Source organism: Candidatus Saccharibacteria bacterium oral taxon 955 (assembly GCA_010202265.1).
GTDB lineage: Bacteria > Patescibacteriota > Saccharimonadia > Saccharimonadales > Saccharimonadaceae > Saccharimonas.
In genome coordinates, this window is record CP047918.1 from 312,117 (window position 1) to 332,085 (window position 19,969).

At 47.7% G+C, this 19,969-nt stretch carries 17 protein-coding genes and 1 tRNA gene; 8 read left to right on the plus strand and 10 right to left on the minus strand.

What is annotated here, in order from left to right:
• Positions 1–46: 46 nt before the first annotated feature.
• Positions 47–1,510 carry a ribosome biogenesis GTPase Der gene (gene der / locus GWK75_01665; GenBank protein QHU91162.1) on the minus strand — a complete coding sequence of 488 codons (1,464 nt, stop codon included), beginning with the start codon at positions 1,508–1,510 and terminating at the stop codon, positions 47–49.
• Between the two features lie 224 nt (positions 1,511–1,734).
• Between der and GWK75_01670 the strand changes: the two genes are divergently transcribed.
• On the plus strand, positions 1,735–3,219 hold the full coding sequence (locus tag GWK75_01670) for a hypothetical protein (protein ID QHU91163.1): 1,485 nt from the start codon (positions 1,735–1,737) through the stop codon (positions 3,217–3,219).
• A gap of 86 nt (positions 3,220–3,305) precedes the next feature.
• Here GWK75_01670 and GWK75_01675 read toward each other — a convergent pair whose 3' ends face one another.
• From GWK75_01675 to GWK75_01705, 7 genes are all read right to left on the minus strand, one after another.
• A complete protein-coding gene (locus GWK75_01675; protein QHU91164.1) occupies positions 3,306–4,418 on the minus strand; it encodes a hypothetical protein in 1,113 nt (370 codons plus the stop codon).
• A gap of 20 nt (positions 4,419–4,438) precedes the next feature.
• Complete coding sequence (locus GWK75_01680; protein ID QHU91165.1) at positions 4,439–5,809, minus strand: hypothetical protein; 1,371 nt, start codon at positions 5,807–5,809, stop codon at positions 4,439–4,441.
• Positions 5,810–5,834: 25 nt separating this feature from the next.
• A complete protein-coding gene (locus GWK75_01685) occupies positions 5,835–6,947 on the minus strand; it encodes a hypothetical protein (GenBank protein ID QHU91166.1) in 1,113 nt (370 codons plus the stop codon).
• Positions 6,948–6,973: 26 nt separating this feature from the next.
• The gene (locus GWK75_01690; GenBank protein QHU91167.1) at positions 6,974–7,777 is read right to left on the minus strand and encodes a hypothetical protein; all 804 of its coding nucleotides are present in this window, start codon (positions 7,775–7,777) and stop codon (positions 6,974–6,976) included.
• A 164-nt stretch (positions 7,778–7,941) separates the two neighbouring features.
• Entirely contained in the window at positions 7,942–8,634 is a 693-nt protein-coding gene (locus GWK75_01695; GenBank protein QHU91168.1) for a pseudouridine synthase, read from the minus strand.
• A gap of 9 nt (positions 8,635–8,643) precedes the next feature.
• Positions 8,644–9,828, minus strand: coding sequence for a response regulator (locus tag GWK75_01700; GenBank protein QHU91169.1), 1,185 nt, complete (start codon positions 9,826–9,828; stop codon positions 8,644–8,646).
• A gap of 52 nt (positions 9,829–9,880) precedes the next feature.
• On the minus strand, positions 9,881–11,434 hold the full coding sequence (locus GWK75_01705; protein ID QHU91170.1) for a PAS domain-containing protein: 1,554 nt from the start codon (positions 11,432–11,434) through the stop codon (positions 9,881–9,883).
• Between the two features lie 644 nt (positions 11,435–12,078).
• Between GWK75_01705 and GWK75_01710 the strand changes: the two genes are divergently transcribed.
• From GWK75_01710 to GWK75_01735, 6 genes are all read left to right on the plus strand, one after another.
• Entirely contained in the window at positions 12,079–12,918 is an 840-nt protein-coding gene (locus tag GWK75_01710) for a M48 family metalloprotease (protein ID QHU91171.1), read from the plus strand.
• 49 nt (positions 12,919–12,967) lie between these two features.
• Positions 12,968–13,042, plus strand: a tRNA-Glu gene (locus tag GWK75_01715).
• 1,561 nt (positions 13,043–14,603) lie between these two features.
• Positions 14,604–15,329, plus strand: coding sequence for a TraM recognition domain-containing protein (locus tag GWK75_01720; GenBank protein QHU91172.1), 726 nt, complete (start codon positions 14,604–14,606; stop codon positions 15,327–15,329).
• A gap of 41 nt (positions 15,330–15,370) precedes the next feature.
• Complete coding sequence (locus tag GWK75_01725) at positions 15,371–16,108, plus strand: hypothetical protein (protein ID QHU91173.1); 738 nt, start codon at positions 15,371–15,373, stop codon at positions 16,106–16,108.
• The gene (locus tag GWK75_01730) at positions 16,108–16,347 is read left to right on the plus strand and encodes a hypothetical protein (GenBank protein QHU91705.1); all 240 of its coding nucleotides are present in this window, start codon (positions 16,108–16,110) and stop codon (positions 16,345–16,347) included. Before GWK75_01725 ends, GWK75_01730 begins: the two co-directional genes overlap by 1 nt.
• Positions 16,334–18,040 carry a DUF2326 domain-containing protein gene (locus GWK75_01735; GenBank protein ID QHU91174.1) on the plus strand — a complete coding sequence of 569 codons (1,707 nt, stop codon included), beginning with the start codon at positions 16,334–16,336 and terminating at the stop codon, positions 18,038–18,040. Before GWK75_01730 ends, GWK75_01735 begins: the two co-directional genes overlap by 14 nt.
• Before the next feature lie 19 nt (positions 18,041–18,059).
• Here the strand turns inward: GWK75_01735 and GWK75_01740 are convergent, their stop codons facing one another.
• Complete coding sequence (locus GWK75_01740; GenBank protein ID QHU91175.1) at positions 18,060–18,287, minus strand: hypothetical protein; 228 nt, start codon at positions 18,285–18,287, stop codon at positions 18,060–18,062.
• Between the two features lie 2 nt (positions 18,288–18,289).
• Complete coding sequence (locus GWK75_01745) at positions 18,290–18,760, minus strand: hypothetical protein (protein ID QHU91176.1); 471 nt, start codon at positions 18,758–18,760, stop codon at positions 18,290–18,292.
• 422 nt (positions 18,761–19,182) lie between these two features.
• Here GWK75_01745 and GWK75_01750 point away from each other — a divergent pair, with 422 nt between their 5' ends.
• A complete protein-coding gene (locus GWK75_01750) occupies positions 19,183–19,941 on the plus strand; it encodes a hypothetical protein (GenBank protein ID QHU91177.1) in 759 nt (252 codons plus the stop codon).
• Positions 19,942–19,969 lie beyond the last annotated feature (28 nt).

Here is a 19,969-nt window from a genome sequence, read left to right on the forward strand (position 1 = left end):
CCGCTGTAAAAAGCGGGGGTGTTTTTCTCGCTAGATGTAGTTTTGGCTAGTCTTTTTCGGCGTTTTTACGTTCTTTGTAGGCTTTTGTAACTGGCTCGAGACCGCGAGCGATACGTTCTTTGTTGGCCTTGATCTGCTTCTCGTCTCGATAGCTGAACTTGATCGGTGTACCGGCGTAGTTATAGGTCTCGCGAACCAGGCGCTCGAGGTAGCGTTTGTAGCTCCAGTGGACAAATTTTAGATTTGAGCCATAGATAACAAACCATGGCGGGTTGTTGTCGGTCTGTACTATGTAGCGAAGTTTCGGATGTGAGTTTTTTAGCCCAGCCGGTGGGTGTTTTTGGATGGCTTTTTGGAGCAGATCGTTTAGAACGCGTGTCTTGGTCTCCTGTCGGCGACGAGTGCGTATATCGAGGGCTAGGTCAAATAGTTTGGTCACGTTTTGGCCAGTTACAGAGCTAGTGAAAATGAGCGGCGCCCACGGGACAAAGTCGAAGTTGTGGGCGATTTTTGGCGCGAGAGCGTCGCGAGTAAAGGCGTCTTTGCCCTCGACGGAGTCCCATTTACTGACAACAAGCACTAGCCCCTTGCCCGCCTCGCTGATAATTCCAGCGAGTTTTTGGTCGAGGGCGACGTTTAGCTCGTTTACGTCCATGAGCAAGAAGCAGATGTCGGCCTCCTCGATAGCGCTAAGAGTGCGTAGAACAGAGAATTTTTCAATACCGACTTCTTGTTTGCCCTGGCGACGGATACCGGCGGTGTCGATTAGCTCAACAGTTTGACCGTGATAACGGATCGAGACGCGGTTGAGGTCGCGGGTAGTGCCAGCGATGTTAGCGACAATCGCCTGCTGTTTGCCAGCAAGCGTGTTGAATAGATGGCTCTTGCCGACATTTGGTCGACCGATGAGGGCGATACGTAGAATGTCGTCATCGCTACGCTCGTGAGCCTCGGGTAGGAGCTCGGCCAGACGATCTAGGATGTCGCTGATACCTGAATTGTGTTCAGCGCTAGTACGGATAATGTCACGGATACCGAGACGACGGAACTCGTCGTCGGGTAGCGAGTTGCGAAGATCGGCTTTGTTTGTGATGAGGATAACGGGTTTTTTGCTTTTTAGGGCTTTTTTGGCGACGAGGCGGTCCTCGTCTCCTGGGTATTCGGTGCTATCGACGACGACAAGAATAACGTCTGCGGAGCTGGCTGCCTCTTCAATCTGTTGTTGAATCCCAGCTTCGAATTCATCGTCAGGGTCTTTAAGCCCAGCGGTATCAACTAGCCAAAACTGAGCTTTGGTGGTCTCGTCGGTTTGCGCGGAGTTTGATTCTAGCGGGTGTTTTTGGGTGGTCTCGGGGCGACGATATGATACTTTGCCAATGACGTTGTCGCGTGTCGTGCCGGCTTCGCGAGCGACAATTGCCTGCTGAGAGCGTACCATACGGTTAAAGAGCGAGCTTTTGCCCGCATTTGCGCGACCGATGATAGCGACGGTAGGAAGTTTTGTTGCCATTAGGTGATAATTATACCAGAGTTTTACGTCAAATACGAGCATAAGCTTAATAGATAATAGAGGTGGAGTGCGTGGCGTGTATTGACTTAGATATGTAAAAGTGATATAATCAAGAAAGATAAGTGCAGTTCTCTCGCCTCACGGGACGAGGTGTTTTTTTATGTGGGGCTTGTCCGAGGCTGGGTTGATTTTATCAGTTTATGATTTTATAATTACTAAAAATAATGAAAGAGCGACGAAACGGACGGACTTCGGTGGTAGTTGAGCCGCCGCTTAATGAGGCGGAGGTTCCGTCTGTCGCGCAAGAAATTGCCTGCGCCACCGATCGAGCGCCAGTTGAGGCAATAATACCGCTTCTCGAGTCTGAGGATAGCGCCCGGATTGCTCTATATCTGCCAGAGCGGTGGTTGCCCGATCGACCTGGTAGTGCGTACGCTGAGGCCTATGTTGAGGCTTGGTGGAGTCTGCTTGGTCAGGTAGATCAACGGGCGGATTTTGTGGACGGAGATATTGGTGAGCTTTACGATGAGAATCCAGTGCCACTTGTTGTCAAGGCGATGCACCTCATACCGTGGTTGCAGGAGCGTGGTTTGGTGAGCGAACGTGATATACGGTACGTGCTAAGTCAAAGCGACAGAGATCTATTAAGGGAATCGTTTATGGACTGCGAGAAGGTTGCTTCCTCTAACCGACTGACGGAGCAGACAACGCTGGGTGAAATGTCGCCAGCACGCCGTAAATGGCTGGCGGAGGTGAAAACTGATGAGCTGGTTCGCGAGATGGCCCGTAGCGTCGAGCCGAACGAGCTAGAGGAATTGATGTGCTCTCATGAACCGATTGAGGTGCAGATTGCTATGGCGGCGCTGGGTCGGATGTTGCGATCAGACAAGTTTTCAGGTATAGAGCAGTCTCATGAAGCGTGGCTTGGCGCTCAGCTGTCAAACGATGATATAGCTGTACGCCAGCGCGCGGAGCGAACGTATCGTCACTTGTCACATGCTGGAGTATTGTCTCGGGACTTACTTGAATCGCGTGGCGTGACGACCCCAGCTTTAGCTGGAGATTGGTCGGAAAATCTTTGTTATATGCAGACTGAGGTCACGTGGATTACTGAAATTATTGAACGGATTAGTAGTGATGAACGTCTTTTGAAGTTGTTTTATCCAGTAGTAACGATGGGCGGGTCGCGACTCAAGGGTTACGGTAATGATGACTCTGATCTTGATCTTGCGGTTATGATTCGTCCTGGGGCTCTGGAGGCGGATGTTGCGTCGAGTCTCGAGTCACTTTTTGGCGACGAGCGACCGATTCAGTGCTGGCTTTCTGATACGCCAGAGGGCTTGCGGTTGCCGAGCTGCGAGGCGGATATTGCTGATAGAGCGTCTGACGCCTGGAGTCATCTTTTGTATAACAATGTCTGGATTGGCGAGCGGGAGACGATCGAGCAATTACGTAAGGAGTTGACTGCTCCTTATGAAAATGACCCAACACTTAGGCGGATTGCATTGCGTCGGCTTGAGCAGGATGCTCTGCAGTATCGTTTGATGCATAAGGGCTATGAACGCCACTACGCGGTCGATGGTGATGATAGGCGGCAGGAGTGGGGTGGTGTTGATAGGCAGAGTGTTTATTGGGACCCGGGTTATCGCCGGTTAGCAACGCAGTTGTTTGCTGAAAAGATTCGTTTACAGTCTCCATCTAAGAAATAATTTGTCTTGAATATGAAGAAGACCTCCTTTAGGGCAGACGATACTGCCCCAAAGGAGGTCTTTGGCCCTTTTTCTATAGGGCGTGATTAGCCAAGTGTGGCATATTTACGCTCAGCTAGTTGTCTCATATCTAGCTGACTACCCAACATGCACATGGCACTTAGGTAGCCTATTTCCTCTTGACCAGGGGTCTGGTTCTCGAGTTCTAGAATAGACAGCGTAAACCTTACAAGGTTTACTTCGAAGCGCGGGTAGGTTCCGGGGATCCCTAGGCCGAGCTTCTTCAGCATTTGCTCACGGTTTGCTGCACCGACCATACTCGGTAGGCGCGGCTCTTCCAGAGCTTGTTTTATCTGCTGAGCCTCGTAGGCAAGGCCCGCAGTGATCTGGACTCCCGTACCCGCAAAGACGCGGTTAATGGCATCCTTGACGGCGTCGGCGGCGTCTCGCAGACCAGACGTATCAGCCTGCATTATGCTGGGCTGTAGCATGCTGGCCGCTCCGCCTCCGGTCAACGCTATCAACAGCATAGCGGGGTTAGCTGCACCTTGCAGGTACGCTTCTTGCCAACCCTTGAGCTGTTCGCGGAACCCATCGATAGCTGGCCACAGGTAGTCGTTGAGTCTACCAAGGAGACGCTTCTTGCGCGCTTCTGTAATGAAGGCCCCGTCTAGGCCTTCGATAGCATCAAAGACGTCTCCGTATCGAAGTCTGGTCACCCGCTTCCGTAGCTGATAGAACGTTGGGCTTACCTGTTCATCAGTCTCGTCCGCCCACTTTTCCATGGCGTTAGCTAGCTTGGACGGTAGGCTATATAGGCCAAACCGTTCGGCAAGTGCAGCGCGTATAGCGGCAACTACTGTGGACTGGTCTACCTTTAGGACGCCACCAGTCTTTAGTGCCCTCAACCAGGATTCATCATCTGGCGGGCTAGGCAGCAGGTTGTCGAAGGTCGCTGTATTTAGAACAGCGGTGTCGACTGCGGGGACGGCTGGTTTGACGTTCGCAATCAGTTGGCGTGCCTTTACCACAGGCATACCAGCTTCTCGCAAATCATCGACAGTGAGATCCCCTAGGTCGGCAATCTTCTCTACGCCCAGGTTAAGCACTTTGGCGATAACCTGTTTGGAGGCGCCATGCTCGGCGAGCTTGGTGGCCACTTCGTCAGTAGCTTTGGCAACTGAGTCTTTGTCAGACATCGAGATCCTTTCGTGTTTGTTTACTTCATGAGCTTGTCAAGCTCAGTCGGCCCCATGGATATCATGCGGACCGGGATACTCGTTATGTTGCCGATTATCTCTGCGCAGTGAGCGTATAGTGCATCGGCGGTGAGAGTAGAATCGACTGAATAACGAGTGATGACGGGAGCTACTTTTTGTAGCGCCCGAGTGAGTTGTTCTTGTTTCTCCGGTGTTGGATGACGATGAACCCGCAATTCTCCCTGAGTAGTAAATGCGGGATTAATCGTATCTTCATACCGGTTGGCAATGAGCCAATCACCATTTTTTTTGACCTGGTCAATCCAGGTGACGGCCAACCCGTCAAAGGCGTTTTTTCCTCCGCAAACGTTGATAGCGTATCGGAGGAGTACACCGTCTAGGGCGCCCACCCTAACTCTACCCTGCCATCGATTGTATTGTTCGTGGACACCAGGTAGTAGTCTCTCGACCAGTTTTGGATCGTCCGTCGGCAGCGGTCCTGCGCCATGCCGGACAGCATACGCACGGGACACACCGATATTGACGATTTTTCCCTCATAACCTGAGTCGTCTAGGATGCGCCGAGTGATACTCGGTAGGGTCCTAATAGCGCTGGTATGAGGTGAAAAACCGTACACACGGTCTGTTAGTACGCCATGCGATGTTTCGATGACGGCAACCCCACGTCTCGCCAGGACGACTTCCGGGAGGTAGCTTGGATCGACCACTTGGGCCAATTGTGATACTTCCCTGAAACGTCGATGAACGAAGTCGATGAAGTTGTCGTCACGAAGAAGGCTGAGTTCGCGTCGAACGGCGATACTATCGCTTCTCAGGAACTCGGCGTCTTCAACCACTGGCATAACATACTGAACGACATTGTTACGAATCGCTTCAAGTCGTTCACGCAGGTCGGTAACCATGAGGTCGCCGACTGTTAGCATAAGCTCGGGGTATCGCATCATGTCGCGATAGGCCTGTCCAACACCTGTACCTACTGTCCCACGTGGAGTATTCCCGAGGGATAGTTCGAACAAACGTGAGGCTATGCCGTGAAAAGGCGTAGACACGAGCGCTCGTCTATCTAGTGTTAGTGTGTCGAACGGGTTGATGCCGAGTAGTGAACGTAGCTCGGTGGCCTCGTTTAGTAGCCCCTCTGGGCTTACGACCATTTGGTGAGACAGATGTGTAGGGATACCGTCAAGTGTCCCACAGCCCCACTGAGAGAACGTGAAGCTCTTTCCTGATGTTTTCACTCCATGTCCCGCTTGCGCGCCTCCGCGCTTGATGACGGTGTGGGCACGCTGGGATTTCGCCACAGCGTGCACCACACTTCCTTTCCCGCCGTCACCAGACCCGAGGTCGGTGACGACGTAGACCTTGTGAGTCATACTGCCTCTAGTCTATAGAGCTGGACTAGAGCCAGTCGAGATCACCTTCTGCCTCATCCTTTTGATCAAGCGGCGGTACGCTTGCTGGATCGAGCGGCCAAAGGTCGGTCTTGTTACGGAAGACGTCGCCTGGTTTTGGCCCTTTCCCAAAGTTTTTGAGTATCGTTTGATCACCAATAGGGATATTAGTGATAGATCGGATGATCTTATCAATATCACTATTGGACGCGACTCGTTCCTCGAGAAATTTGGGCAACTTTTCCAGCTCAAGCGTACCTTCGGTTAGACCGATGATACTTGCTTGTACCTCTGGCAACAGGGTGACCTTTGGCAGGGTGACTATACGGTCCTCGCCGTATATATCTTGCCAAAACTCGCGCGTCTCGTCGTCATTATTGACCTGCAACAAGAAGGCGTGAGCCTGCTTGAGTAGGTCAATAATGACGCGCTTGGTCGAGATTGGCCGGCTCTTTGGTATTTGCCAGCCATTCTCTGATGCCTTGTCATAGACACTTTCACCAAAGATATCTATGAGCATTCGGTGGTCGACGTACTCCCTGCCGGGGGCGTCCGTCACCGTGAAGTCGTACCTTTTTAGTCCGACTCGGTTTATGTACGCGCTCGTTAGATACGCGCCTGCAAACAGCCCGTATTGAGGATCTTCTGGAAAATCCCCGCCAGCGCGTTCCGGCACCATGAGCGCCAGCTGTCGCACGATCCGCTTAGCCAGCGCTTCGTATTGAGAACGACAGAGGGTCACTCTGTCATCTCGGTCACCGAAGATGCTAGTGGCAATCTGCGGATCCATGTCTGGCAGGACTTTACTCAATAGGTCGTATGTGTCTGGCAAGACTTTTAGCGCCTTGTCGACATTACTTCCCATTGAGCCGGTCGTATCGAGACGTATCTCGACAGGGACTGGCATCCCGACTTTATTGACAAACAGACCGTCTGGCCGCTCGACGAATCGTATACGCGATTCTCGAATCAGCCCAAACTCAGCTGGATCAACTAGTGGATCCAGCTTTTTGGTTTCTCGGTAAGCTTGCTCAGCGGTACTAGTCGCCGGGCCAGTAGCTGGCACGTATTTAGAACGGGCCGCCAGGTAGGCATCATGGGTAAAACGACGGTATCCCATCGCCATCCTCTCTGTTTGGGTCGCTATTATAGCGACAATGTGGTGAACTCATGAAACGATTGTCCGTATTCGGCCCTGACGAGCTCGTAAAAGCTATCCAGAGCCTCTTCGGCGTTCTTGTAGGCTCCTTTTATCAACTGCTGAAGCAGTCTAATATAGGCGCCTGTTTCTCCGTAGGGCCAATGGCCATTTACCTCTCCGCCAAGACTAAACATCACCGCAGAAGCGGCGTCTTTGATGTCAAGGACGGCCTTGTCGGCCGGCACTTGATCCTGGTGGAGGAACGCAGACGTCCAGTCTAGGGTAATTGCAAAATGTTGCTGATGGTCCAGCAGAACATTACTAGCAGTTATCCTGCGATTTTGGACGCCCTCACCGTGAATATACGCGAGCATCTTGAGTAGTCGTCCCATAATCCATGCACTCGTCTTGATGTCGACCCTCAGGCCATTCTTGCGACGAATATTGGACATGGGGAGAATACGGCGAACGTCATCTACATCGGCAAAACGATATATATTGATTCGTCGTCTACCTCGCTCGGGCGATACTCCAGACTCTACTAGCAGTGGATAGAGTCGTTCGTAATGTAGGTGATGGTTGGTAAGCTTGGCGTATTCAGCGTCAAATAGCTCTGCGGTTGTCGCAAGACGTCGCAGTATAAACGCCGCACGCTCAAGGCCCCCGTTATATTTACGAGAGGCGGCAATCTGGGCTAGATGCCATCGGCCGGACTCTTCTTCTCTCGCGAGATGGAAAGAGTACGACTCGGTATCTGCTAGCTGCCGAGCTTGTATGTCATATAAGCCGGAGGCGCCTTTTAGGAACATGTGTCACCTCTTTTTTAGTTTGTGTTTTTAGGGTGGTTGGTTGTTAATGAACAGATGCGTCCCACCCTAAACATCGGTTTATACATTATTTCAATAATCCATATAAAAATCAAGCTGGCTGGAGTTTCATGTTGGTGGTCTAGCCTGGGTCGATGAAGCTGGGCTCATTGACGATCAATGACTAGATAGTCACCGCGCTTCATGTTGTTTAGCGTATAATTGCCGAACTGTACACGATGGAGGCGCTTCACTTCGTAACCGAGAGCAGAAAATGTACGGCGAATTTGACGATTGCGACCCTCACTCATCGTTACCTGCCACTTGTCACGACGTTCGTCTGATAATCGCGCGAGCGTGAGCTGGGATCGTCCGTCCTCGAGTTGGACGCCAAAATCGCTAATCATTTGCTGATGTAGTGGCGCGAGGTCGTTGTCCAGCTGAACATGATATATCTTTGTTTTTGTAAATTTCGGATGGGTCATCCGGTAGGCGAAGTCACCGTCGTTTGTGAGAAGCAGGAGCCCGGAACTGTTGCGGTCGAGACGCCCTACGGGCTTGAGTCTGTGATACTCGGCTGGTAGGAGTGTGTAAATTGTCGGGCTGTTACCTTGGGGTTTCCGTGAGCAGACGTACCCGACTGGCTTGTTGAGGGCTAGGTAGATGAGCTTTTGAGGCTTTTTCGAGATTGAGGCGCCAGCGACGGTGACATTATCGCCTGGTTTCACCCTAGCACCTAGCGCGGTTGGTCGGCCATTTATCTCGACTGTCGATGAGTCGATCAGCACATCTGCTTCGCGACGCGAAATACCCAGCTGGAGAGCTAGGTATTTATTGAGACGGGTTGAGTTATCCGTCATGTAGTTTTTCTACGCACCTGGTGCCTGTGGCGCGGTTGGGGTTGCAGGCGGTGTAGATGCTGTAGCCGACGACACGCCTGGATTTACGGGCGAAGCTACTGGTATCGGTCCTGACATTGGCATCTGGACTGGGCTTGAGTTTGGAGATGGAGCCGGAGCGGGAGCTTGAGGTGTTGGCTCTATCGGAGCGGAAGTAGGGGCGGTGGGTGCTGGGGTTGTGATTTGTTGAGGCGCTTCTGGGCGTGGTGTCTCCTCAAACTCAAGACCACTTGGCTCGGGGTGTGGTGTAGCTTGGGTTTGTGTCTGCGGAGGAGTCGGTATCGTAGGTGCTGGTATCGGAGTTGGTGCAGTTGACACACTTGGAGCTACAGGGCTTGGGCCTGGTATTGACTCCTGGGCAGGACTCGGTATTGGCGTTGGGGCTGGAATTGAGTTCTGGGGTGCAGGTGCTGTTGGAGGGGCAATATCGGATACTGGAGTTGGAGCTTGGTCGACGCTAGCCAGCTCCTTGTCCATTAGCTCATTAAAGTTGGGCTCATTTTGACCCTCAGGGCGTGTAAGAGGTTGGATGATTCGATCAGCTAGGTTGCCTGGTCTCGGAGTGGAGAATGGTGCCGTGGGCTGAGGAAGTGTGCTCTCAGTTTGCTGAGGAGCAGCAATGTACGGCTGAGGTGCGACTGGCGCGGTGTGGCTTTGGACTGGAGCTGATGCCTGCGGTGTAGGTGTTGTTGGGGGTGTGCTTGCGCTAGGGGGATTTGGTCGAGGAGCTGGGTTTGCCGGAGCTGCGGGCCTCGGAGAGACGAGGGGCTTCTGTCCGCTAACTGGAGCATCGCTCAGTACTTCGTGGACGGTTCGTACGACATCTTCGATACCAACCTGGGACTTGACTAGATAACGATCAGCCCCGAGAGCAACGCCGCGCTGACGTTGTTCTTCGCTCGACAAGGCTGTCATCATGATAACCTTGATGTTTTTTGTTTCAGTAGTACTGCGGAGGATGTCGAGCATGTCAAATCCACTGATTTTTGGCATCATGACATCGCTCAAAATCAGGTCTGGACGATCCTTGATCGCCATTGCCAGAGCCTCTTCCCCATCACCGGCGGAGACGATGTCGTAGCCTTCCGCAAGGAGGCGGACGCCATAAATCTCGCGTAAGCTTTTGTCGTCCTCTACTAGCAAAATCTTGGTCATAACTATCTCCTATTGTAGTTGGTGAATTGCAAAAAAGCCATACCCCTTATGGTTATTGTTGTCTTGGGGGTATATTGATCGGCGTATTATCCCGTCTCGACAGGTATTGCTCGGGGTTGGCTTCGATTGTGCTGAGGGGCGTGTTGACTAGCTGAACAGCCTCTGATACGGGTGCTGGGGCCACGTGCTGAGGTCCTGGTGCTTGATGTTGAGCTGTAGGGTATTCGGGTGCTGTCATTGGCGTCGGTGTTGATGATGTTGGCGGTGTAGTTACGACAGGCTGCATCGGGGCGTTGGTGGCTACGGAATCTGAAGCCTGGGGATTGTGACCTGGTGCTGTGGCTTGTTGTGGCTTATCGGCTGACTCTTTTTCGGCTTTGAGTTTGGATTGTTCGATTAGCCTTCGCGCTTCATCGTGATCGGTGCGTGGAATTTCAACAAAGAATGTACTGCCGTGCTTGTACTCGCTTTCTACCCAGATACGTCCACCGATGGTTTCGGTGAGTCGTCGGCAGAGGTATAGGCCTAGGCCGGTGCCACCGATTTCGCGCGTGTCGGAGTTGTCGACACGATAGAATTTTTGAAACAAATGAGACTGATCTTCGTGCGGGATACCGATGCCAGTGTCGGCGATACTGATAACTATATGCGAATGATCGCCTGTAACGTCGACGCTCACTTCTCCCTCGGGCGTGTATTTGATAGCATTTTCTACTAGGTTTTGAACAACTTCACGTAAATGGTCGTTGTCTACGTAGGCATAAAAGACTGGATTGAGACGCTTCACCGGATCCTCGACAGAGGTCTCATCAGGATCTGGTTTGTAGATGATGCGGAGATTTTTTTCTTTGGCTTTTGGGGTGAGACCCTCGACGATATCATGAATAAACGGAACTACGTCGATAATTTTTGGATCATTCTTGAGGCGAGAGTCGTCGGCTTTGCTGACGTCTAACAGATCGGCAAATAATCGTCCTAGGTGCTGAGCGGACTCATGGGCCTTTGTGATGAAGTCACGGGCTTTGTCGTCGATTTGTGCGGTAGCTGGGTTGAGAGCTAGCCCGAGATAACCTTCTATACTAGCAACTGGTGTACGCATTTCGTGGCTGGCGGTTGAGATAAACTCAGCTCGCTGGCGTTCATCAGACTTCTCGATAGTGACATCTCGAAAAACAACTATAACTCCGTTGCCAAGCTGGCCAACTGGGTTGACGGAGATGCTAGCCAGGAAGGTCTTGCCAGACTGGGTCTCGAGGCTGAAGTTGTCGTTTTTTTGTGGTTTATGTGTCGTGAGAGCTAGCGCGACGGGGTCATTCGTTTCGGACACGGCTTGATTCTTACTGTCTAGCATCTTGAGGATTGATTTGTAGCTTAAGTTTGTTGCATCTTGCTTGCCCCAGCCAATTAGCTGCTGAGCTGCTGGGTTGATGAGCTGAACGGTTCCCCGTCCGTCTAAAGCAAGGACGCCCTCTCCGATAGCGTTGATAACTACCTCTGAGGTTCCAGCAACCTGGCTAAGCTCGCTAGCGAGTTCGTTGTAGGCTCTGTCCTGTTTGGTCTCGTCTGCCGATGAGGCATTGCGTCCCCATAGAATAAGCCCTATCACTAGTGGAGTGCCACTAAGTACTGATAATGTGATTAGTTGTCCGGGGCTGGGATCGACAGCGAGGTACTGGTAAATTAGGAGTGCGGCAAAGGTGGTGAGACTTATGGTCAGACCTCTGAGGCTGATAAATGCACCAAATGGTAGCAAAAATATAAATAAACCCAAAAATACAGAGCTTACACCACCAGTTTGGGCGACGAGTATAGTAGTAGAGACAAGAACGAGGCCGTAATTGACGAGTAGAGATGATCGAAGTTTTTGGAGTGGCACTACAAAATAGCTGACACCAATTACAAACAGAGACGTAAGTGCAATAACCCCTGGGATAAGTGGGACAACAAGATTATGGTTCAGGGTGTTAGTGCTGGCAAATGTCGACCATGCAAAAAGACTACCTATTACGGTCGCTACGAGAAATAGCGCCTCGCTAGTGCGGCGGTGCCAAAAACGGCTAAGCTGGCGTGACGTGGTATTGCCCCCCCATAGTTATTCTATTTAGTACTTATGTTTAGTATACCAGACAACTGGAAACGGTACTAGCGACGCTGGCTTTGGTTGGTTTAGTGAGGCTGTAGTTTGTGTCTTGGCGGCGTTTTAATGGAAATACTACGAATTTTACGCTTCGATCAGTATAATGGATGTATATGAATCAGATTTTCAAAACTACACTTCTAATGGCTGGTCTGACGGGTCTTTTCATGGCTCTTGGTTATCTAATCGGCGGACAAAATGGTATGCTCATGGCACTGATTTTTGCGAGTGTCGGCAATATCGGTATGTATTTTTTCAGCGACTCTCTAGTCTTGAAAATGCAAGGTGCGCATCCACTTGATGGTAAATACCCACAGGTAGAGAAAATAGTTCAGGATCTCGTGTCGCGTGAGGGTATGCCGATGCCAAAGCTTTACTACGTCCCTACCCCAATTCCAAACGCGTTTGCGACGGGTCGGTCACCACAGCATGCTGCGGTTGCGGTAACCGATGGGATTATGGAGATCCTAGACGATAATGAGCTAAAAGCGGTCCTAGCGCATGAGCTAGGGCATGTCAAAAACCGAGACATGCTTGTTTCGACGATTGCCGCCTGTTTGGCTGGTGCGATAAGTTACCTCGCGCAGATTGCGTACTTTTTCGGTGGGTCGGACGACGACCGTAACCCGTTTGTAGCGATTGCAATGATGATATTAGCGCCGTTTGCAGCAATGATCATCCAGATGGCCATCTCGCGTTCTCGAGAATACCTGGCTGACGAGCATTCGCAGCATGTATTAGGAAACGGTAAGCATCTCGAGTCGGCGTTGATGAAACTCGAGGGCTGGAAGCAGCAGACACCGCCTATAGAGGGTAGCCCCAGTCAGGAAGCGACAAATGCACTGATGTTTGCCAATATGTTTTCGGCACGGGGTCTAGCGAATTTGTTTAGCACTCACCCATCGACCGAGGATCGGATCAAGCGGTTAAAAGAGCTTGATGGCCGACAGTAGTTTTATAGCTAGACAAGCCAGACGATAATTGCTATAGTAGTCGGAGTTCGGCCTTATCGTCTAACGGTTAGGACACAAGGTTCTCATCCTTGCAATCCGGGTTCGATTCCCGGTAAGGTCACCATAAAGGGATTTATATTCCGTTCGGATTTGAAACAGCTCGTTTACCTCTGGTGGCGGGCTGTTTTTGTGGGTTCCAAAGTTTATTTGTTCGTAGGTTGGAAGTTTGTTGAATACAGCACCGAAAAAGGCGGCTTTTCGCAGTGGATTACAGAGGTCAAGCAGTAGTTCTGACAGGTGTTCCAAAATATATTTAGCGTATTGCAAAACTTGGTCAAATTCAGCTTGCAAATTCGGCTGCCTGGCAATTTCTTCATCCAGCTCTGCTAATTCTTTTTCGACGCTAACAATATCCTCTTCAAGGTACTTTAGGGCCGTCTCGCTTGTGACAATACGCATCCGATCAACGGTTGCCTTGATTTGGCTTTGCAGGATATCGCGATGCTCTAGGCGCTGCCTATTAGCATCAATCTGCTTGGTCTGACGTTCGCGCCACAATTCAGCGATAGCGGCGATAACATCGTCAATGTATTCTGGCTTGATAGCGATAGTCCTTACAAAGTCTTCTATTGTCTCATCAAATTCAGGCTTCGGTACGCGGAAGTAATGGCCATCACGGCTACAGTGATAGGCTGGATAGTGTTTACCTAGTTTGCCACGAGTAGCGCTACCAGATAGTGTCTTACCACATTTAGGACAGGCGACTACCTGTTTGTATGGATAATCTGGATTATAAATTTGTTTATTTTTCAAATGATCCGGAACTGCCTTATGTTTAATAGTGATACTATCATGGCTATCAACCTCCACGAAGACTCGGCCGCGATTAGCTTCATTGAATAAATCCACGCTGACGAGCCCATCAAACTGCGCTTTAACTGGCTTATCATGTGTCCATTTTTCTTTAATAATACCGCAATATACCAATTTACTGGTGTATTGATCAATCATTTTGGCGGTCATTTTTCGGCCGCCAATCTGTCGTTTAATTTTCGTTCGGTCGTATTTGTCACGTACAATCGTCACGCGAGAACGAAAGCCCATAGAATTAAGCTCATCGGCAATTTGCTGGTTTGTATAAACATGCGCAGCGCGCATCTCAAACAGTCTGATAATAAACTTTGCCTCATTCTTATCAGGCTTAAGAATAGTCCTCTTGCCATTTTTAGTATCAATTTTGACACTGCGGAATCCATAGTGCGGGCGTCTCATCCAATAGCCAAGCTGCGTGTAGCGAATCTCCGCACCAATCATACGGCTCATAATATCGCGCATCTCGTCCTTAGCTCGTTCAGCTTCAAGATACTCAGATTTTTGTGTAGGATTAAATTCGCTCCAATAGTATTTAAAACCAGTGTGTTCAAGGGTGTTAATTTGTTGCTTACCAATAACACCATACATATCTTCAAGCGCGATACCAAGCCTAGTCAACTGCCGCTTCAGCGGTGAATAATAATCACCACCGCCTCGTGTAAAGCGATCAATTGACTTAATAAGAACAACCTGAAAGCCTTTGCTCTTATCTTTGCAGACATCAATGACCTTTTGCATTGGTTGTACTTCATGCGAAGCAGACTCAAGCAAAATAATCGTCTCTGTAACGACAATGTTATATTGGTCGATTTTTGTTTTCGGCTTCAGCTAAACAGATTCTTGAACAATCAAAGTCTACTATTGATTTTGACGATATTATCAACTCGGGCAAAATACTGATCTGTAATTTATCGAAAGGATTACTTGGCGAGGATACGTCTGAATTATTTGGTATTACCATACTTGCGAAGCTTCAGCTCGCAAGTCTGCGGCGCGCCCGACTGCAACAATCGGAGCGTCGCGCGTTCTATATTTACGTCGATGAGTTCCAAAATTTCGCCACAACCTCATTTGTGCAAATGTTATCTGAAAGCCGTAAATATAAAGTTTTCATGATCATGGCAGAGCAATCTACTTCACAACAAAGCAATCAGCAAACTGTAAATATAATTCTGGCCAATGTCGGTACGGCTATCTGTTTCCGAACTGGCAACCCACAGGATGAACAACGGCTATTACCGATGTTTAGCCCGTATATTGAGCCAGGTGAAATTAGCAATTTGCCAGCCTATAATTACTATGCGCGATTAGCCGCAGTGAATGCACAAGAGCCGTTATCTGGTGAAACATTATTGCTAGAAGACCAGGGCAATAAGACCGTACGGGATGCTGTTATTACACATTCACGGAAGTGTTACGCAAGGAAGCAAGAGAATACAAATAGCAGTGGCCAACGCACTACAAAGAAAAAACAGACGACAAAAGATAAGAATGCGGAGAAAAAATCAATACCAATGATAGATGACTGTAACATCTAACTATAGGCACAAGCGGTATCTAGTGCTATAATTCTAAGCATATGCCCATAAAGCTAGTTGACACAAAAATTCTCTGGGCGAAGAGCGGTAATCGTTGCGCGATGTGCAATAATATATTAGTAATCGATCCCCATGTCAACTCCTTGTATCCCATAGGCGAACAAGCTCATATTAAGGGAGATAAGCCAGGTTCTGCACGCTACGATAGCAATCAAAGTAACATTGAACGCAACTCATATAGTAATCTAATTCTTCTCTGTCCAACTTGTCATACAATTATTGACAAGGATGTGACAAAGTATTCTGTTGGTCGTCTTTTGGAAATTAAAACTAAACACGAGAAGAGTATTGAGCAAGCTATAAAGAAATACTTACCTACAGTCACGTTTAGAGAGCTTGAGAAAACCTTGCAGCATATAGTTGACAATCCTCCTCTTGAATATGAGAATAAAGGTTTTGACCTCATACCTATACAAGATAAGGTGCGCAAAAATAGTTTAGGTCCGCAAGCGGAACAAATGCTAAAACTAGGCATGGCCTCCGTATCGTTGATTGGTGATTTTTTAAACAAAAATGCTGGTGAAGACTATCCAGAAAAATTGAGAGTATTTTTCGTGCAAAAATATAAAGACTTAAGAAGAGAAACTGATAGTGGTGATGTCATATTTTATTCTCTAGTACAAGCAGCTTCAAACGACAGTAGCTACCCTCGTTATATGGCTGCAGCCTATGGAATAGTGGCCTACTATTTTCAACTATGCGAGGTATTCGAAAAATGATAATACTTCCAGATAAGACTGTTCGCGTGGGATTTTCGGTCATTGGAGTTGGGGCAATACTTCTTCAAAACATGGACTCGGTTGAAACAGTAAGCTCACTGTGGAGCAAAGTGAAGACGCATGAAGAAGTGGGCACATTTGAAAAGTTCGTCGCGGCCTTAGTGCTATTGTTTTCCTCTGGAACCATACTGTATAATAATGGAATAATAGAGAAAAATAAAAAACATGAAATTAGTTAAGCTAAGCGCAAATAAAAGCATTTTTAAAACTATACAATTTCGTAAAGGTTTTAATATAATCATAGCCGATCGCGATCAAGATTCCAGCGATAAGCATTCTACTAATGGCTTAGGCAAAACACTATTACTTGAAATTATAAACTATTGCCTCGGAGGCAGTCCATCAGAAACTCTCAAAAAAGAGGAGATGCGAGACTGGATATTCAGTTTAACTATCGAGATAGATGGAGAAGAAATTATCCTCAAACGGGCAGTAAAGGATCGTAAGAAATATGTAGAGGCGCTAGGAATTGAAGACATCAACGTAGATGAAGTTTGTTTAACCCTAGGAGAGAAGTTATTTGGCCTTAGTGTACGCGAGGTAAAAGACAAAAGCAATCACCCTACGTATCGCACATTAGCATCGTACTTCATGAGGACTTATGACGGCGCATTTTCTAATCCTTTCTTATGCTTTGCTGGGCAGAACGCGCTATCTAGAAATAACAATGCTGCTTTTCTAATAGGGCTAAACTGGCGACTATCTGTCAAATTCTCGCAACTTAAATCTGAATTTAATAAATTGGACAACGCAAACAAAGCCATTGAAACTGGTGCTTTCAATGTGTTTGGGGGTACGGTGGGTGATTTAAATTCAGAAAAAATAGACATTGAATTACAGCTTACAGAGAAGATGAAAAGACTAGAAAATTTTCAAGTTCACGAAGACTATAGAGACATACAAACTAAAGCAGACGCTTTAACCGAAGAAATCCACAATATTCTTAATGAAATCACTATAAACTCTCAAATTGTAGAAAGATACAAGGATAGTTTAAAAAATGAAAACGGTGATGATATAAGAATAGAACAAATATACGAAGCAGCAGGCGCTGTCTTCGAAAAGTCCTCTCTACGTACACTTGATGAGGTAATCAACTTCCATAGGGACGTGGTGCTTAATAGAAAAAATTATCTAGAAAGCGAGATTGAGTTATACTTAACAAAAAACAGAACTTTAGATAGTAAAATGGAGAAACTCTCAAACGAGAGAGCTGGCTACATGAATATACTAAAAACACATGGAGCTCTTGATGAGTATACAAAGCTTCAAGATGAGGTCAATAAAAGTAAGGCTAAGATAGCGGACATAGAGAGTAGAATCACTCGGCTTACAGAGATTGAGTCAAGGATTGATGATATACGGATAGAGATTAGCGGTATTATATCAAAAATGCGGCAGGAATATAGCGGAAATCAGCCTCTCGTATCAGAAGCTATAAGCTTATTTAACTCAAACTCTCGGTTTTTGTACGAACAGTCCGGGACGCTCTCTATTGATGTAGGTAAAGAAGGATACAAGTTTAAAATTGATATCAAAAAAGCCGGTAGCGACGGAGCCAGTAGTATGAAAGTGTTCTGTTACGATCTTATGTTAGCCGAATATTGGTCTACTATACGCCACAGAGAATTTCCTCTATTCCACGATTCAAAAATATTTGCAGACGTAGACCCTAGGCAGGTAGCAAAAGCTTTAGAGATTTCTAGTCATAAAGCTGAGTCACTGGGCTTTCAGTATATTTGCTCCATGAACTCTGGGTATATGCCGTACGATTATTTATCAAAGGAATTTACCGATAACCTAAGTCAGTATACTATCGCAAAATTTCACGACAAAAATGAGCACGGCACGCTACTGGGTGTAACTTTTTAGTATACTGTAGACCTGTCTGCTAAAAGTTGCCGTCTTGTTTCTTATACTTCTCCAAAAATCCCTCAAAATCAAAACTCTCGCTCTTGCTCGCAACATGCGCAAATCGCTGCATGAATTTTAGAAATCCGATCGCATAGTCTCTCGTCGCATTTTCAGGATCATGAATCTCTAAGTAGCGTAATGTTTTCTGAATTGTCTCTTCGTCTTCGTACAGATGAAGATTTTTGAATGTATCTTCGTTTTTCATGACTACTTCACCTCCATAAATTTGTTAAGTTTGATAAAATTAATCAACATTTCCGCTTCTACTTTTGACGTAATCCGACGCATTATTTCGCAGCTGTCATAGTACGACAAGATATTGAGACTACCTTCATAAATAATCTCTTTGTCAATTATAGCAAGTTTACGGTGATGTTTGGTAGTAAACAGTATCTCTACACCAATTTCTTGCAGCGATTCTATAGCGGTAATCGCCTGCATGCGATATTGTGTGTCGTGCTCATCGGGGTGACGAGTGTTGATAATGATCCTCACATCACGTCTAGTGAGACGCTTGAACACCGGAAGGAATTGCTTAACTCTAGTTAGTCTGATAAATGGGCTTTCGATAATGATACTACAACGTGCCTTTCTCATGTCACGAAGAAAATGAGCATCAAAGGTATTTTGGTTGTACAGGCTAGGAGTTAGCGATTGTATCATCTTAAACATCTTCATTCTCCAAATCGGCTAAGTAAACCTCGCCATCTTTTATCGTCATACCAAGTTCTCTGAATCGATCCCGCAGCAGGAACAAATCATTGAACAAAAGTTCCAAATTTATATGTGCTGGCTCACCATAAAAGAAATTATTTCGGAACTGGCGCCTTATATGGCGACTTTTTCGTTTTTTATATGGTCGTTAATTTTGGAGGTTGATAATTTTAGCGTTAGATTTACGTGTATTAGTGGGGCGCGATGCTGTATACGGCTTAAGGGCGGAGTATTTTATGTAGTTAAGATAGTGAGGTTGGTTATGGAGTGGGTGGTATAATTGAGGCGTAGTGGTTGTGCTATGTCGAGTTAAGTGTTTGGAATATCGATAATAGCGAGATTATTATAGTTTATAAGTATAATGCTCACGCCAGGAGGTGGCGATAATGAGTTCAATGGTTGTTATAACCGCGGCAGGCGGCAACGGGACGGCGATAGAAATTATCGACGACCCGCTTACCCGTACAGAGTACTCTAGTCGAGGACGACTTCTCGGAGAGCGCATGGAGAAGCTCGGTGCCGAACAGGCCGGTTTTCTTGTGCTGTCACAAGGTCATTTTGAAATGGCCGGCGGAGAGTTCTGTGGCAATGCGTCGAGGGCGGCCGCCGTTTTGTTTTCTGAACTGCGAAACGCTAGAGACGTAAATTTCACAGTGTCTGGCTTCAAGGGCACTGTCTGTGCGACCGTTGACAAGCAGATGGATGGCAAATATTCTGTATGCTGCAGGTTCCCGGGCATGTCTGTCGACATTCGCCCCACCAAGAGCTGTGAGCAGACAGTAGATGTTGTTGATCTCGGTGGTATTGTCCATGTTGTTATAGAAGATAAATTTCCGGTTCAGCAGGATGCTTATCAGGAGATACATCATCGCCTGACGGAAGAGCTGAATCTTCGTAAACGAGATGCTGTTGGAGTAGTCTGGGTTGAACGTAAGGGTGATTCTGTTGATATTCACCCTGTAGTTTGGGTAAGGAGTGTTGATACGTTTTTCTATGAATCGTCATGCGGCTCTGGGACCATCGCAGCGTGTGCTGTCACTGGGGTCTCAGATATTGTTCAGCCGACAGGGAAAATTATCTGGGCTGAAATTAATGACGACCTGGTTTCTCTTAAGAGCGATATGGAAGTTATTTATTCTAATTGAGATACTGCGATTAATTAACCTTTCTCCT

What these genes read in the sequence shown, in the direction of transcription:
- der (QHU91162.1), bottom strand. Translation starts at nt 1,510, where the DNA reads ATGGCAACAAAACTTCCTACCGTCGCTATCATCGGTCGCGCAAATGCG.
- GWK75_01670 (QHU91163.1), top strand. Translation starts at nt 1,735, where the DNA reads ATGAAAGAGCGACGAAACGGACGGACTTCGGTGGTAGTTGAGCCGCCG.
- GWK75_01675 (QHU91164.1), bottom strand. Translation starts at nt 4,418, where the DNA reads ATGTCTGACAAAGACTCAGTTGCCAAAGCTACTGACGAAGTGGCCACC.
- GWK75_01680 (QHU91165.1), bottom strand. Translation starts at nt 5,809, where the DNA reads ATGACTCACAAGGTCTACGTCGTCACCGACCTCGGGTCTGGTGACGGC.
- GWK75_01685 (QHU91166.1), bottom strand. Translation starts at nt 6,947, where the DNA reads ATGGGATACCGTCGTTTTACCCATGATGCCTACCTGGCGGCCCGTTCT.
- GWK75_01690 (QHU91167.1), bottom strand. Translation starts at nt 7,777, where the DNA reads ATGTTCCTAAAAGGCGCCTCCGGCTTATATGACATACAAGCTCGGCAG.
- GWK75_01695 (QHU91168.1), bottom strand. Translation starts at nt 8,634, where the DNA reads ATGACGGATAACTCAACCCGTCTCAATAAATACCTAGCTCTCCAGCTG.
- GWK75_01700 (QHU91169.1), bottom strand. Translation starts at nt 9,828, where the DNA reads ATGACCAAGATTTTGCTAGTAGAGGACGACAAAAGCTTACGCGAGATT.
- GWK75_01710 (QHU91171.1), top strand. Translation starts at nt 12,079, where the DNA reads ATGAATCAGATTTTCAAAACTACACTTCTAATGGCTGGTCTGACGGGT.
- GWK75_01725 (QHU91173.1), top strand. Translation starts at nt 15,371, where the DNA reads ATGCCCATAAAGCTAGTTGACACAAAAATTCTCTGGGCGAAGAGCGGT.
- GWK75_01735 (QHU91174.1), top strand. Translation starts at nt 16,334, where the DNA reads ATGAAATTAGTTAAGCTAAGCGCAAATAAAAGCATTTTTAAAACTATA.
- GWK75_01740 (QHU91175.1), bottom strand. Translation starts at nt 18,287, where the DNA reads ATGAAAAACGAAGATACATTCAAAAATCTTCATCTGTACGAAGACGAA.
- GWK75_01745 (QHU91176.1), bottom strand. Translation starts at nt 18,760, where the DNA reads ATGAAGATGTTTAAGATGATACAATCGCTAACTCCTAGCCTGTACAAC.
- GWK75_01750 (QHU91177.1), top strand. Translation starts at nt 19,183, where the DNA reads ATGAGTTCAATGGTTGTTATAACCGCGGCAGGCGGCAACGGGACGGCG.